This window comes from Intestinimonas timonensis, from assembly GCF_900626145.1.
Taxonomy (GTDB): domain Bacteria; phylum Bacillota; class Clostridia; order Oscillospirales; family Oscillospiraceae; genus Intestinimonas; species Intestinimonas aquisgranensis.
Window position 1 is genome coordinate 540365 of record NZ_LR130816.1, and the last position, 14698, is coordinate 555062.

12 protein-coding genes and 1 tRNA gene are annotated in these 14698 nt (G+C 62.8%); 3 read left to right on the plus strand and 10 right to left on the minus strand.

What is annotated here, in order from left to right; genetic code table 11:
* Positions 1-146: 146 nt before the first annotated feature.
* The 8 genes from E0E29_RS17965 to E0E29_RS02835 form a co-directional block, all read right to left on the minus strand.
* The gene (locus E0E29_RS17965) at positions 147-389 is read right to left on the minus strand and encodes an IS3 family transposase (protein ID WP_165449767.1); all 243 of its coding nucleotides are present in this window, start codon (positions 387-389) and stop codon (positions 147-149) included.
* Between the two features lie 164 nt (positions 390-553).
* Positions 554-1192 (minus strand): helix-turn-helix domain-containing protein, encoded by a 639-nt coding sequence (locus E0E29_RS02805; RefSeq protein WP_130848545.1) that lies wholly within the window; start codon positions 1190-1192, stop codon positions 554-556.
* 339 nt (positions 1193-1531) lie between these two features.
* A tRNA-Val gene (locus tag E0E29_RS02810) sits at positions 1532-1608 on the minus strand.
* Positions 1609-1687: 79 nt separating this feature from the next.
* On the minus strand, positions 1688-3151 hold the full coding sequence (locus E0E29_RS02815; protein ID WP_130848546.1) for an S-layer homology domain-containing protein: 1464 nt from the start codon (positions 3149-3151) through the stop codon (positions 1688-1690).
* A 37-nt stretch (positions 3152-3188) separates the two neighbouring features.
* Positions 3189-3758, minus strand: coding sequence for an isochorismatase family protein (locus E0E29_RS02820; protein WP_130848547.1), 570 nt, complete (start codon positions 3756-3758; stop codon positions 3189-3191).
* A 30-nt stretch (positions 3759-3788) separates the two neighbouring features.
* Positions 3789-4382, minus strand: coding sequence for a TetR/AcrR family transcriptional regulator C-terminal domain-containing protein (locus E0E29_RS02825; RefSeq protein WP_130848548.1), 594 nt, complete (start codon positions 4380-4382; stop codon positions 3789-3791).
* A gap of 247 nt (positions 4383-4629) precedes the next feature.
* Complete coding sequence (locus E0E29_RS02830; RefSeq protein WP_130848549.1) at positions 4630-5997, minus strand: MATE family efflux transporter; 1368 nt, start codon at positions 5995-5997, stop codon at positions 4630-4632.
* Positions 5998-6013: 16 nt separating this feature from the next.
* Positions 6014-7147, minus strand: coding sequence for a cysteine desulfurase family protein (locus E0E29_RS02835; protein ID WP_130848550.1), 1134 nt, complete (start codon positions 7145-7147; stop codon positions 6014-6016).
* 269 nt (positions 7148-7416) lie between these two features.
* Here E0E29_RS02835 and E0E29_RS02840 point away from each other — a divergent pair, with 269 nt between their 5' ends.
* The 3 genes from E0E29_RS02840 (at position 7417) to E0E29_RS02850 (ending at position 10112) form a co-directional block, all read left to right on the plus strand.
* Entirely contained in the window at positions 7417-8799 is a 1383-nt protein-coding gene (locus E0E29_RS02840) for an oxygen-binding di-iron domain-containing protein (RefSeq protein WP_165449768.1), read from the plus strand.
* 76 nt (positions 8800-8875) lie between these two features.
* Positions 8876-9649 carry a threonine/serine exporter family protein gene (locus E0E29_RS02845; protein WP_130848551.1) on the plus strand — a complete coding sequence of 258 codons (774 nt, stop codon included), beginning with the start codon at positions 8876-8878 and terminating at the stop codon, positions 9647-9649.
* Positions 9650-9662: 13 nt separating this feature from the next.
* Complete coding sequence (locus E0E29_RS02850; protein ID WP_341273092.1) at positions 9663-10112, plus strand: threonine/serine exporter family protein; 450 nt, start codon at positions 9663-9665, stop codon at positions 10110-10112.
* A gap of 57 nt (positions 10113-10169) precedes the next feature.
* Here the strand turns inward: E0E29_RS02850 and glgP are convergent, their stop codons facing one another.
* Positions 10170-12608 (minus strand): glycogen/starch/alpha-glucan family phosphorylase, encoded by a 2439-nt coding sequence (glgP, locus tag E0E29_RS02855; protein ID WP_130848553.1) that lies wholly within the window; start codon positions 12606-12608, stop codon positions 10170-10172.
* 175 nt (positions 12609-12783) lie between these two features.
* On the minus strand, positions 12784-14685 hold the full coding sequence (locus tag E0E29_RS02860) for a glycogen synthase (protein ID WP_130848554.1): 1902 nt from the start codon (positions 14683-14685) through the stop codon (positions 12784-12786).
* Positions 14686-14698 lie beyond the last annotated feature (13 nt).

The window sequence follows — 14698 nt, forward strand, 5'->3', positions numbered from 1 at the left end:
ACAACGCGCCTGACATGAGCCAGACGGATGAAGCCTGGGCCGAATCTTTCCTCCCGGTGAACGCACCCCAGGAATGCAGAAGTCCTAAATCATAATAGAACTGCAGGCCGCCATCTCAATGCACAGGCACTGAGATGGCGGCCTTTTTATGCGCAGGGAGATTTGACGGTTACGTTCAATACGTTTTCCGCGGTAACACGCGGTTCTAATATGACATAGTGGTTCTTTTTTCGGCGTATCACGGCCTGCATATGTACACTTTTCATCAGGCGGTAAATCCGCTTGTGGTTGTAGTTCCTTTTGAGCCGGCTGTTCACATTCAGCGTCATACGGCGATAACCGTAGATGCCTTTTACTTCGCTGTACAAACGGATGATCTCTTCCAGCAAGCGGGTATTTTCTTTTCCTGAGGTGCTTTCCTTCCGGTGAATCCATTTGTAGTAAGAACAGCGGGGAATCCCGGATAACGTGCATAACGATGCGATCTCATATCCTTTTTCCTGATGAAGCGTATGGATCGCCTCATAGACCTTTCTGCGGCGTGTGAGCCTGTTTACCGCCTCCCATCGAGTTCGTTCAATTTTTTTAAGAAATCGTTCTCCATTTGAAGCCTTCTGTTTTCCGCTTCCAGCTTCCGCAGCTTTGCCGCAGCTTTTTCCTCCACGCTGTATTCGGCAGGAGGGCGGCGTTTCCCACGGCGGTCAAGCAACCCGGTTTCTCCCTGCTCCTGATATTTTTTGACCCAGTTATAGATCTGCTGGTAGGTGATTTTGTACTGCTCGCTGGCCTGCCGGTAATCCAACCGGTGCCCGATGCAATATAACACTGCCTGCAATTTTTCTTCGTACGATAATTTCTTCTTTTCGGCCATACCGCTTTCCTCCTGCGCTCTGCGCGTTTTGAAGTCCCTATGGCCTTGATTATACAACGTAATCCATTGCTGCAAAACCGCATGGGAGGATATCCCGTATTTGCGGCACATGGCGTCCAGCGACCCTTCTCCGCTTAAATAGTCCTCCACGGCCGCCAGCTTGAGCGACGACGGGTAACTGGTAAAACCCTTTTTCGGATGCAGACCCGCAGGCCCCTCCGTCTGATATTTCCGCAGCCATGCCTGGAAAGTGCTCAATCGTATGCCTAACTCTTCCCGGATCTGTGTGGAACCCTTACGGATCGCTAGGTAGTCCTCCACAGCCTGAATCTTTACCTACGGCGGTATTCTGCCTTTTAAACTCATGATAATTGCTCCCTCCGTTTCGACAGTTTTGTTTTTTCGCTGTCTACTTTAAAGGGAGCATATCAAAACAAAAAGCCGCTGTTTCCGAAAGGAAACAGCGGTTTTTTAGATGGCGCGGAGCTGGAAGGCCCTGGTTTACCGATGTACTGACCTCAGTGGGTACGGGCTTTTCGCCTTTTGATCCTGGATTGCCATTTTTATTTGACAGCAGGCTATTATGGCTAAAAATAAGGCTAAAAACTGTTTTGAGCAAAACAAAATCCCCTGAAGCCTTGCGGCTTCAGGGGATTGATCTGGTGGACGATACAGGACTTGAACCTGTGACCTCCCGCACGTCAAGCGGATGCTCATACCAGCTGAGCTAATCGTCCAGACAGCGTAGATTATATTACCACGCTTCTGGACAAGTGTCAAGCCCTCTGGAGAAAAAAGTGAAAAATTTATTTGGGGTCAGCCGCCCATGTAGGAGAAATGCATGTAGTCGTGGTAGCCGTAGGAGATATCGGAGTCCCACTCCCAGGCGTCGCCGCCCCAGCTCCAGCCGTGCTCGGCGAAGATACGCACCACAGAGCTGTCAGGACCGATGGAGTAGGGGTCTGTGCCCGGGGTCCAGTGGCTCCCGGCCAGTACCTGTCCATCCCGGATCTGGCAGTTCTCATTGGCGTTGATGTCGATGGCGGTGCCGCAGTTGTGCTCGCCGGTGGCGGAATCGCCCCGCCAGGAGTAGCCGCCCACATCGTGGATGGGGAACTGCTCGGGGTCGTTGTAGATCTCGGTAAAGATCTCCGTCACGTCCTGGGCCAGAGCGGCGTGGACAGTGAGAGACATGGTGGAGGGGGTCTTGACGCCGTTTGAGAGCTTCCACACCGGCACGGTGATGGTGGTCATGGCGGCCTCGGCATCCTCCTTGCTGGAGAAGCGCCGCTTGTCCTGGCTACCGAAGAGGAGGAGATACTTTCTGGGATTCTCGCCCTGGTAGCCCAGCAGGAAGTCCTGGGTCCAGTAGTCGTCATAACTGGCCTCACCGCGGTCCACCTTCTCCCAGAACTGGGCCTCCTGGATCTCGGCTTGGGTCATGGGAGCGAAGGCCAGGGTGTAGATGTCGCAGGCCGTGCTGATGGAGGTGACGTAACTGCCGTCATAGTTGTAGTAGCCGGGCTCCACCTGGTAGGCCAGATAGGACAGAGAATCGCCCACAGAGACATTCATCTGCTGGTCGGGGAGGATGGACTGGCCGGTGGTTTGATCCACCACCCGGACGGTCACCATCTTCTGCTCGCCGTAGTGGACCTGGTCCACCAGGCTCAGCACCCGCATGAGCAGCACGGCGCCATCCGAGCGCTGGATGGTATCGGCGCAGCCGAAGGAGCCGTCGGTGCGTCCGGAGACCACACCGTGATCGGCCAGAGCCGACACCGCCGCCTGGTGGAAGGGGTCCATCTGGTTCCAGTCGGTGAAGGAGGCGGCATTGGCAGGCTGCCAGCCGTAGACGCCTGCGTTTTCGGGCAGGGCTCTGGAGAGGATGATGGCGGCGTCCTGACGGGATACAGGGTCGGAGAGGCTGCCGCCCTGGAGGACGGGCAGCGGATCACCGCTGTCCAGGTAGCCGGCGTACAGAGCCGCCTGGAGCCCGGCCTGATCCCAGGCCAGACCAGTGCTCAGAGCGGCGGCGTATTCACCGGGGGCAAAGGTGCGGGCGAACATGGTGAGAAACTGCCCCCAGCTCAGGGTTCCGGAGGGGTCGATACGGCCGTTGCCCACGCCCTGGATGATACCCAGATCGGCGGCCTGGGTCATGTCGTCATAGGCCCAGTGGGAGACAGGCAGGTCGGTGTAGGACTGCGCGGAGGCGGCGGCAGGGAGGACAAGAAGAGCAGCCAGGGCAAGGGCACAGACGCGTTTCCAGATCCTCATGATTTCTCTCTCTCTCTTTTCTCTTTTTAATTTTGGGTCACTTCAGTGCCTTGGATACGGTTTTGAAAGCAGGGGTGCCGGAGACCTTCAGCAGGTCGAAAGCGGCGCCCTCGGCGGTGAGGACGCAGGCGCCCATTCGGTCCATGAGGGCCAGACCGCTCTGATAATTGTGGGGGAAGCGGGAACAGATGGCGTCCCCGATGGGGAAAACCTTGTAATCCTGCTCCAGCAGGCTGCGGACCGTCTGGTAGACGCACACGTGGGTCTCGGTGCCGCAGACCATGACGCTGTGCCGGCCCAGCTCCTCCAGCACCGGCAGCATGCCGTCCCGGGCGGCATCAAAGGAGGACTTCTCCAACATGCGGACGTCCGGAGGCAACAGCCCGGCCACCTCAGGCACGGTGGGCCCCAGTCCCTTGGGGTACTGCTCGGTGACCACCACGGGGATGTTCAGGGCCTGGGCGGCGGTGAGGAGGATGCCGGTGTTCCGGCAGACACGGGCCTGCTCCTCCATGGCAACCATGAGCTTGGTCTGAACGTCGATGATGAGGAGAACGGCGTCCTCCGCGTCCAGGTGGAAACGGGTAAGCGGATTGGTTCGATCCATAAGCATGTCCTTTCCGGGGCGCTGCCCCTCTCATATTTGCCCGGATGGTACGGGCGGGTCGGCCTGGGCACCCTCCTCGAAGGGCCCCAGCTCGTCAATGGTGTGCTTGGCCAGACGGACCAGAATGTGCCGCAGCTGGCTCAGGTACTCCTCCGGCGGGATCTGCGCCCCCTCAGTGAGCCAGCGGATGATAGAGATGAGGATGGCGTCGCTGAAAAAGGTGACATAGAAGTCCACATGCTCCACGCCGTCAAAGATGTCTTGGGCGAAGAAGGACATGATGGGAGCGATGGCCTGTCCGAAATACTCCCGGAAGGAGTTCTGGCCGGAGATGAGCAGCGCGCTGCGGTAGAAGGTCTGCTCCCGGTAGAAATAGGCACACATGTCCGCCAGGAGCGCCCAGCCGCTGTGGTAGGCCTCCGGACGGATGGTCTGGAGAAACTCGGAGTCGAAGATCCAGTTCACCAGGTCGTACTTGTCCCGGAAGTGATAGTAAAAGCTCTTCCTGCTCATACTGCAGGCCTGGCAGATATCGCCCACGCTGATCTTGGAGAAGGGCTCGGTGCGCATCAGCTCCTTCATGGCCTGCGCCAGAGCGCGCTTTGTGATGTTGGAATCCGGCATGACATCACCTCCCGGCGCGGCAGCCGCGCCTTTGGCCGGGACCAGACCCGGACGGCGGTCCGTCCCTCCGGATGGTCAGAATCCGGCGGCACAAAAAAGGTGCCGTCAGGAATGATGTGGAAAACAATGAAAAAGAAGCTGCCTGAAAATATGGACGATGTTCCATAAAAACAGCCCCGGACCGCAGGTCTAACAGGCATTATTATAGCAGTCTGGTGTGATTTTTTCAAGCCGCCGCCGGGGAGGGTCAGGCCCGGGTAATGTCGTTGATCCACACGCGGGAGCGAAACCGGCGCACACCGGCGCCGAATTTGGTGACCTGCTCCATGGTGATGCCCACGTAGACCCAGAAGATGCCCCATTTGAGGACCAGGCCGAAGAGGACGGTCAGGGGCAGGGCCACACACCAGAGAGGGAGGGTATCAATGCGCATGGCGGCCCGGACGTCGCCGCCGCCCCGGAGAACCCCCACGGTATTGTTGCTGTTGAAGGCCCGGAGGGCCAGGAAGACGCCGGTAAAGGTGAGCATCATGGTAGCCGTCTGGGAGGCGGTGTCGGAGAGGAGGAAGCGGGGATACACTGCCCAGGGCAGCACCCACCAGGCCGCCGCCGCCAGAAGAAGACCGATGATACCGCCGGCGGCCAGGGCCAGGGTGTCCATGACGGCCCCCACCTGATAGACCGACTCCTTCCCACGGCCGGCGCCGATCTCCCGGCCCACGATGATGGCGGTGGTGCCGCTGATGGCGAAGATGACCACGGTACAGATGTCCTCAATATTGCCGGCCAGGGCACGGGCAGCCAGGATCTCGGTGCTCCCCTCCATGTGGCCCATGACCACCTTATAAAGGGAGGTGCCCAGGCCCCAGAGGGTCTCGTTGACCACCACGGGGCCGGAGTAGCGCAGAAAGCGCCACAGCAGCTCGGTGCCAGGGCGGAGGAGCAGCCCCAGCCGCAGGCGGAAGCGGCGGTTGGCGAGGGCATATACGACCATGACCAGGAATTCCACCACACGGGAGAGGAAGGTGGCCGTGGCGGCGCCGGTGACCCCCAGTTGAGGGGCGCCCAGGTTGCCGAAGATGAGCACCCAGTTGAGGAAGGTGTTGGTGCACATGGAGATGGAGAAGATGATGAGCCCCAGACGGGGATGCTCCATGCTCCGGTGGGCGCCCACGTAGACGCCGGTGATGCTGTTGAGGATGTAAGAGGGCCCTACGATACGGGCGTAGCTCGCCGCCAGCTCCACCAGGGCAGGGTCGTTGGTGAGCAGGCCCATGAGCTGTGTCGGGAAGCCGCTCATGGCCAGGGCGAAGAGGAGCGAGATGGCGCCGGCCACGTAACAGCCCACGCCGATGACCCGGTTGATGCTGTCGGTGTCTCCCTTGCCCCAGTACTGGCTGATGAGGACGGAGGAGCCGCTCTGGAGGCCGAAGATCACCAGCTGTATCACAAAGACGGGGATGTTGGCCAAGGTCACCGCCGCCAGTGGGGCCTCTCCCAGGGCGCCCACCATGAAGGTGTCCACCAGACCCAGGGACGTGGTGATAAGGTTTTGGGCCACGATGGGCAGGGCCAGGGTCACCACGTCCCGGTAAAAGGCCCTGTCCCGCCTCATATGGGCCAGCACGGCCTTACCGGGCGGCGACCCGGGCGGAGGTGATCTCCACCAGGGCCTGCACCAGGGCGTCACACTCCTCCGTTGTGTTCTCCGGAGAGAAGGATACCCGCAGCGCCCCCAGCAGCTCGGCCTTGGGCCGGCCGGTGGCGGCAAAGACGTGGCTGGGCTTGCCCCGGTGGCAGGCCGAGCCGGAGGAGACGCAGATGCCGCGGTCGCTGAGCTCCCGCACCAGCATCTCGCTGGGGTAGCCCGGCAGGGAGACGGCGCAGATGTGGGGGGCGTCCCCGTGGCTCACCACCACGCCCTGGGGCAGAGCGGCGGAAAAGGAGTCCAAAAAGTAATTTTTAGTATCTTCAATCCGCTTTGTATACTCCTCCCGGTGGTCCAGCCAGGCCTGGCAGGCAGCGGCCAGGGCGGCGATCTGGGCGGTGGGCTCGGTGCCGGGCCGCATGCCGCTCTCCTGACCGCCCCCCAGCATCAGGGGTTTGAGCTTCAGGCCCTTGCGGATATAGAGGGCGCCGATGCCCTTGGGGGCCCGGACCTTGTGGCCGCTGATGGTGAGCAGGTCCACCCCCAGGTCCTTGGGGGTGAAGGGCACCTTGAGAAAGGCCTGGACGGTGTCGGTGTGGAGAAGGGCGGGGGAGCCGGAGGCGCGGATGGCCTCCGCGGCCTCCTTCACCGGAAGGATGGTGCCCAGCTCGTTGTTCACCAGCATCATGGACACCAGCACCGTGTCCGGCCGCAGGGCGGCGGCCAGGTCCTGAGGATCGATACGGCCCCACCGGTCGGGACGCAGGTAGGTCACCTCATAGCCCTGATTGGCCAGGGCACGGACCGGCTCCAGCACGGCGGAGTGCTCGATGGCGGTGGTGATGATGTGGCGGCCCTTCCGCTTGCCGTACTCCACCGCGGCCCGGATGGCCCAGTTGTCCCCCTCGGTGCCGCAGGAGGTGAAGAAGAGCTCCTCCGGCAGGCAGCCCACCGCCGCCGCCACTGTGGCCCGGTCGGCCTGAAGCCGCTCCGCCGCTGCCGCGCCGTGGGCGTACCGGGAGGAGGGGTTCCCAAAGCCCTCCGTCATGACGGCCATGGCGGCCAGGGCCGCCTCAGGGCACACCCGGGTGGTGGCCGCGTTGTCCAGATAGATCATGTGCTCCTGCGCTCCTTCTCTTGTCTCAAAACAGATGGTTTTCGGGCCGAAAAGAGGCGTGTGCGGCCCGCAGATAAACAATATTCTACCGCCGCTGGGGAAAACCGTCAAGAGGCGGCGGAACGGGGTCGGTGAAGGGCGGGTTTTTGGTAGATTTGCGGCGGGATAACGGTTGACAGACCGGCTCAGGGAAGATATACTAAATTCCGACGGAATTACAAGGATTTGCAGGGCGGGCCAAGCCCCCGCCCGGGAAAGGAAGGACATTCATGAGCGCAATCAAGCTCCGGGAGAACATCTGGTCTGTAGGCATCCAGAACCCCGCCCTGCGGGTGTTCGACATCGTGATGGAGTCCAAGTACGGCACCAGCTACAACGCCTACCTGGTCACCGGCGGGGAGAAGACCGCCCTCATCGAGGCCGTCCACAGGGACTACTTCGACGAGCTGGTGCTGAACGTGGAGGAGGTCATGCCCATCGAGAAGGTGGACTACCTCATCATGAACCACACCGAGCCCGACCACTCCGGCGGCGTCCGGGCCCTGCTGGACCGCTGCCCCAACCTGACGGTGCTTTGCTCCGCCTCGGCCAAGAAGTTCCTGAGCGCCATCGCCAACGAGACGTTCCCCTGCCAGGTGGTGAAGAACGGGGACACCCTGGACCTGGGCGGCAAGACCCTCACCTTCATCTCCGCCCCCCTGCTCCACTGGCCCGACTCCATGTTCACCTGGGACGAGGCCGACAAGACCCTTTTTACCTGCGACTTCCTGGGCGCCCACTTCTGTGAGCCCTCCATGGTGGACACCGGCATCCACGCCGTCTACCGCCGGGCCTACGAGGGGGAGCTGCGCTACTACTTCGACTGCATCTTCGGGCCCTTCAAGCCCGCCGTGCTGGACGGCCTGGACAAAATGCCCGCCGAGGCCGAGCTGGTGTGCACCAGCCACGGTCCCTGCCTCACCACCGCCACCCTGGCCCAGGTGAAGGAGTGCTACCGCCAGTGGGCCACTCCCGCCCCCCGGCCCGCCGTGAAGACCGCCGCGGTGCTCTACTGCTCCGCCTACGGCTGCACTGCCGCCCTGGCCAAGGCTGCCGCCCAGGCCCTGACCGACGACGGCTGCCAGGTCACCACCGTGGACCTGGTGGACCCCCAGGGCGCCGACGTGGCCGGCCTGGTGAACGGCTGTGACATCGTCCTCTTCGGCGCCCCCACCATCAACCGCTCCGCCCCCGAGGCCATCTGGAACGCCGTCCACGCCGTGGACGCCATCAACACCCGGGGCCGGGCCGCCGGCGCCTTCGGCTCCTTCGGCTGGACCGGCGAGGCCGCCGGCATGGTCCACGAGCAGCTCAAGCAGCTGAAGTTCGCCGTGCCCGAGGCACCCTTCAAGGTCTGCTTCACCCCCACCGAGGACGACCTGGCCGCTGTGGCCGCCTGGGCCAGCTCCGTGGCCGCCCTGGTAAAGGACCCCGCCCCCGCCGCTCCTGCCAAGAACCAGAAGTACATCTGCAAGCTGTGCGGCTACATCTACGACCCCGCTGCCGGTGATCCCGACCGCGGCGTGGCCCCCGGCACCGCCTTTGACGATGTGCCCAGCCTGTGGACCTGCCCTCTGTGCGGCATGGACAAGGCCATGTTCAAGCCCCTTTAAGGATCGAATGACAAAACCGAAAACCGGAGACGCCCCAACAGCGTCTCCGGTTTTTTCGGCGTGAGGGAGGGATACCATGAAGGAGCGAGACGACCGTCTGGTGCTGGACGCGGCGGCACTGGCGGGGGAGATCCTGCTGGAGAGCGGCGCTGAGATCTTCCGGGTGGAGGACACCATTTACCGCATCGCGGCGGCCTACGGGGTGGAGGAGGCGGAGGCCTTCGTCCTCAGCAGCGGCATCTTTCTCACCTCCGAGGGAGAGGGCCGCAAGACTTTTGCCCGGGTCAAGCACATCCCCCTGGTGGGGGCCCGGCTGGACCGTGTGAGCGCCGTCAACCAGCTCTCCCGGGAGATCGAGCAGGGGCTCCACACCCCGGAGGAGGCCATGGAACGGCTGAAGGAGATCCGGGCCATGCCCCGGCTGCCCGCCTGGCTCCAGGTCCTGGCCTCGGGGGTGGGCAGCGGCTGCTTCTGCATCCTCTTCGGCGGAGATTGGGCCGACGCCCTGGCTGCAGCGGCGGCGGGGCTGGTCCTCTACCTCTACCTCCTCTTTGTGGTGAAGGGGCGGCTCTCCAAGATCGCCTCCAACATCACCGGCGGCGCTCTGGTGACTCTGATCTGCGTCCTCCTCTACGGCGCGGGACTGGGCCACCACCTGGACATGATGATCATTGGCGCCATCATCCCCCTGGTGCCCGGGGTGGCCTTCACCAACGGCATCCGGGACATCGCCGACGAGGACTACATCGCCGGGTCGGTGCGGCTGCTGGATGTGCTGCTGGTCACCTTCTGCATCGCCTTCGGGGTGGGCGCCGTCATGGCCGTCCACCACACCCTCACCGGGCTGTAAGGGGGTGGCTGCCGTGTTGGAATGGATCGCCCAGGTCCTCTCGGCGGCGGTGGGCACCGCCGCCTTTGCCCTCCTATTCAGCGTGCCCCCCAACTGCTATCTCCGCTGCGGCGTCATCGGCGGCCTGGGGTGGCTGTGCTACCTGGCCCTGGACCGGCTGGGGCTGGGGACCATCGTCTCCATCTTTGCCGCCACCGCCCTGGTGGTGTTCTGCTCCCGGTACTCGGCGGTGCGCCGCCGGTGCCCTGTCACCCTCTTCCTCATCCCTGGTATCTTTCCCCTGGTGCCCGGCGCGGGCATCTACTGGACGGCCTACTATGTGGTCACCGACCAGATCGATCTGGCAGCCCAGAAGGGCTTCTCTACCCTGAAGGCGGCGGTGGCCATCGTGCTGGGTATCCTGCTCATCTTCGAGCTGCCCCAGGGCGTCTTCCGAGCCCTGGCGGAGCGACGGAGGAAATAAAAAAGCGTGTGGACAGATCGTCCACACGCTTTTTTCTTTTTATTCATCTGAGCATGCTTAACCCTGCTTGGCGGGCACCTTCCAGATGTCACGGGCGTAGTCCCGGATGGAGCGGTCGGCGGCAAAGATGCCGGACTTGGCGATGTTGATGAGGGCCATCTTGTTCCACTGCTTGGGGTCCAGATAGGTCCGGCCGGCCCGCTCATGGGCCTCACGGTAGCTCTGGAAGTCGGCCAGGAGCATATACTCGTCGGCCATACCGCCGTTGGCGCCGAAGAGGAGCCGGTTGGCGATGTCGGAGAAGCTCACCCCGTCGCCGAAGCCCTGGGTGATCTGGTCCAGAACGGCCTTCAGCAGGCCGTCACGCATATAGTACTCGTAGGCGCGATAGCCCTTGCTCTTCTTCTCAGCCACCTCGTGGGCCTTCAGGCCGAAGAGGAAGATGTTCTCGTCGCCCACCTGCTGGTGCATCTCCACGTTGGCGCCGTCCAGGGTGCCGATGGTGAGGGCGCCGTTCATCATGAACTTCATGTTGCCGGTGCCGCTGGCCTCCTTGCCGGCGGTGGAGATCTGCTCGGAGAGCTCGCTGGCGGGCATGAGCTTCTCGGCCAGGCTCACCCGGTAGTTCTCCAGGAAGACCACCTGGAGCCGATCCTTGCAGACGGGATCGCTGTTGACGGCCTGGGCCAGGGAGTTGATGAGGTGGATGATGTCCTTGGCCACGGAGTAGCCGGGGGCCGCCTTGGCGCCGAAGAGGTAGGTCCGGGGGGTGAAGTCGAAGTGGGCGTTGTTCTTGAGCTGCTGGTAGAGGTAGGTGATGTGCATCACGTTGAGGAGCTGGCGCTTGTACTCGTGGAGGCGCTTGACCTGCACGTCGAACATGGCGTCGGTGTTGAGCACCACGCCGGACTCCCGGGCCACATAGGCGGCAAAGTTCCGCTTGTTCTCGGCCTTGATGGCGGCCAGCCGCTCCAGCACGGAGGCGTCGTCCTGGTACTTGAGCAGGCACTCCAGCTGCTCGGGGTGGAGCTGGTAGCCCTTGCCGCCGCAGTCCTGGATGAGGGCGTCCAGCTTGGGGTTGATCTCACTGAGCCAGCGGCGGTGATCGATGCCGTTGGTCACGTTCTTGAACTTGTCGGGGATGCGGACGTACACATCGTGGAAGGTCTCCCGCTTGAGGATGTCGGAGTGAAGGGCGGACACGCCGTTCACCGCGAAGCAGGCGCATACGCACAGGTTGGCCATGCGGACCTCGCCGCCCCAGATGATAGCCTGGTCACGGACCTTGGACTGGTCGCCGTGGAAGTACTCGTTGAGCTGCGCCTGGTAGCGGTTGCTGATCTCCACCAGGATCTGCCAAATGCGGGGCAGCAGGGACTCAATGAGCTGCTGGGGCCAGCGCTCCAGGGCCTCCACCATGATGGTATGGTTGGTGTAGGCCACGGTGTTGGTGACGATGTGCCAGGCCTCGTCCCAGGTGTAGCCCTCCTCGTCCAGCAGGATGCGCATGAGTTCGGGGATCACCAGGGTGGGATGGGTGTCGTTGATCTGGATGACATGCTTCTGGTGGAAGTTGCGCAGAGTGCCGTACTCCGCCTTGTGCTGCCGGCAGATGCACTGCACGGTGGCGGAAACGAAGAAGTACTGCTGCTTCAGACGCAGGGACTTGCCCTCGTAGTGGTTGTCCTCGGGGTAGAGGACCTTGGCGATGGACTCGGCCATGGCCTTCTGCTCGGTGGCCTTCAGGTACTCGCCGCGGGAGAAGAGGGACATGTCCAGGGGAGTGGGGCTCTTGGCGTCCCACAGCCGGAGGACGTTGACGTGGTCGGTGCCGTAGCCGGCGATCTCCATGTCCTTGGGCACGGCCAGCACGTCGTTGCCGCCCTCATAGACCACGGAGTGGCTGCCGTCGGGGTTCCACACGTCCTTCACGGTGCCGCCAAAGTGGACCTTCTCGGTCTCATCCATCTTGGGGATGAGCCAGCAGTCGGAGATGTCCAGCCAGTTGTCGGGCAGCTCTACCTGCTGGCCGTCCACGATCTTCTGCTTGAAGAGACCCAGCTCGTAGCAGATGGAGTAGCCGGTGGCGGGGATCTCCAGGGTGGTCATGGACTCCAGGTAGCAGGCGGCCAGACGGCCCAGACCGCCGTTGCCCAGGCCGGCGTCGGGCTCCACCTCGAAGAGGTCGGGGGCGGAGAAGCCCAGATCCTCAATGGCCTCCTTCAGCTGGGGCAGGACGCCCAGGTTGTAGGCGTTCTTCTCCAGGGAGCGGCCCATGAGAAACTCCAGGGACAGATAGTGGACCTGACGGGCGTGGCTGTCACGGATCTTGCTCTCGGTGGCCAGCTCCCGGGCGGACATGATGTCACGCAGCACCAGGGCGCAGGCCCGGAACATGTGGACAGAAGTAGCCTCCTCCACTTCACGCCCAAAATTGCGGCGGAGCTTGCCGATGATCTGCTGCTCCAGCTCCTTTTTGGTATATTTCGTAGGCATTGGCATACGTCTCCATTTCAATAAAGTTCAAAACGGGACAAGAGGCCGCGGCGGGGGCAAGCCCCCGCCGCGTCTACGTCTCATTCCGTTTGGCTACGGATTGGCGCACAAAGTTTATCACAGCCCATCCGTTCTGTCAATGTTGGAACTGTCTATTTTGGGGAGGATAAACCGCTCACTTTTTGGCCTCTGTCTTGACGGCGGAGACCTCTTTGGCGGGAGTGGGAGCCTCCTCCTTGGCCTTGGGCGCCTCCTTGACAGGGGCGGCGGCCTTCACCTCAGCCTTGGGCGCCTCCTTGACAGGGACAGCGGTCTTTTCCTCGGCCTTGGGTGCCTCCTTGACGGGGGCAGCGGTCTTTTCCTCGGCCTTAGGTGCCTCCTTGACAGGGGCGGGGGTCTCCTCCTTGGCCTTGGCGGCCGCCTTTTTGGCGGTGGGCTTTTTCTCCGCCTTCTCAGCCTTGGGGGCGGTCTTTTTGGCGGCGGGCTTCTTGGCCGCCTTGGGGGCCGCCTTCTTGGCGGCAGGCTTCTTCTCCGCCTTGGGGGCGGGCTCCTCTACGGGCGCGGCTTCCGGCTCAGCCTGAACAGGGGTCTCCGCCGCCGGGACCGGGGCTTCTTCCGGCGACGGCTCAGTAGGGCGGGGGATGCCGGTGACCTGATAGTAGACGTCCTCGTATTCCCGGGCGGGGTTGTTCCAGCTGAAGTCCTTGGTCATACCGTTGCGCTGGAGGACACGCCAGCCGTCCTCGCCGTCCTTGTTGTTGTAGTAGAGGCCCACCGCCTCGCCCAGCACCCACACCATGTCGTGGGCGTTGATGTTGGCAAAGGTGAAGCCGGTGTCGCCGAAGACGCCGTGGGGGATGACGGTGTCCTTGAGGCCGCCGGTCTCCCGGACCACGGGGACGGTGCCGTAGCGCATGGCGATCATCTGGCTCAGGCCGCAGGGCTCGGCCAGGGAGGGCATGAGGAAGAGGTCGGCGCCGCCGTAGATGGCGGTGGAGAGGGCGGCGGAGTACTGGAGCCGGGCGGCGAAGCGGCCGGGGTACTGGGCCTGGGCCTGGCGGAAGGCCTCCTCAAAGTTCCACTCGCCGGTGCCCAGCACCACCATCTGGACGTTCATGCCCATGATGTCGTGGATGGAGTTGGCCACCAGCTCGAAGCCCTTGTGCTTGACCAGCCGGGACACGCAGGCGATGATGGGCACGTCGGGGTCCTCCCGGAGGCCCACCGCCTGCTGGAGGGCCTTCTTGCAGGCGGCCTTGCCGCTCAGATCGTCGGCGCTGAAGGGAGCGGCCAGGCCGGCGCCGTTGGAGGGGTCATAGAGGGCGGTGTCCAGTCCGTTGAGGATGCCCCGCATCTTCCAGCGGTTGTCGGCCACCACGCTCTCCAGGCCGTGGGCGTAGAAGGGGTACTGGAGCTCGCCGGCGTAGGTGGGGGAGACGGTGGTGACGTAGTCGGCGGCATAGATGGCGCCCTTCATCAGGTTCACGTCCCCGTGGTAGGCCAGCATGTGCTCGTTCATGTAGCCGGGGTGGAGGCCCAGCAGGTCCTGGATGATCTGGTCGCCGTAGCGGCCCTGGTACTCGATGTTGTGGATGGTGAAGACGCTCTTGGTGCCCCGAAGCTGCCAGATGCGCTCCCGCTCCTCCAGCAGGTAGATGGGCACCAGAGCGGTCTCCCAGTCGTTGCAGTGGAGGATGTCGGGGTGCCAGTCCAGGTGGGCCGGGGTCTCGATGACGGCCCGGGAGAAGAAGGCGAAGCGCTCGCCGTCGTCGTAGTGGCCGTAGATCTCGGCCCGCTTGAAGTAGTATTCGTTGTCCACGAAGAGGTAGGAGATGTTGCCCTCCCGCAGCTCGAAGATGCCGCAGTAGGGGGTGCGCCAGGCCAGACGGCAGTTCCAGTGGAACAGAAAGCGCATCTTCTCCCGGTACTGCTGGGCGATGCCCTCGTAGAGGGGGAGGATGACCTTTACGTCATGGCCCATGTCGGCCAGCTTCTGGGGGAGGGACCCGGCCACGTCGGCCAGACCGCCGGTCTTGATGAAAGGGGCGACCTCGGAGGCTGCAAACAAAATATTCATATATGACTCCTTT

What these genes read in the sequence shown, in the direction of transcription:
- E0E29_RS02835 (WP_130848550.1), bottom strand. Translation starts at nt 7,147, where the DNA reads ATGATCTATCTGGACAACGCGGCCACCACCCGGGTGTGCCCTGAGGCG.
- E0E29_RS02825 (WP_130848548.1), bottom strand. Translation starts at nt 4,382, where the DNA reads ATGCCGGATTCCAACATCACAAAGCGCGCTCTGGCGCAGGCCATGAAG.
- E0E29_RS02830 (WP_130848549.1), bottom strand. Translation starts at nt 5,997, where the DNA reads ATGAGGCGGGACAGGGCCTTTTACCGGGACGTGGTGACCCTGGCCCTG.
- glgP (WP_130848553.1), bottom strand. Translation starts at nt 12,608, where the DNA reads ATGCCTACGAAATATACCAAAAAGGAGCTGGAGCAGCAGATCATCGGC.
- E0E29_RS02815 (WP_130848546.1), bottom strand. Translation starts at nt 3,151, where the DNA reads ATGAGGATCTGGAAACGCGTCTGTGCCCTTGCCCTGGCTGCTCTTCTT.
- E0E29_RS02840 (WP_165449768.1), top strand. Translation starts at nt 7,417, where the DNA reads ATGAGCGCAATCAAGCTCCGGGAGAACATCTGGTCTGTAGGCATCCAG.
- E0E29_RS02845 (WP_130848551.1), top strand. Translation starts at nt 8,876, where the DNA reads ATGAAGGAGCGAGACGACCGTCTGGTGCTGGACGCGGCGGCACTGGCG.
- E0E29_RS02820 (WP_130848547.1), bottom strand. Translation starts at nt 3,758, where the DNA reads ATGGATCGAACCAATCCGCTTACCCGTTTCCACCTGGACGCGGAGGAC.
- E0E29_RS02860 (WP_130848554.1), bottom strand. Translation starts at nt 14,685, where the DNA reads ATGAATATTTTGTTTGCAGCCTCCGAGGTCGCCCCTTTCATCAAGACC.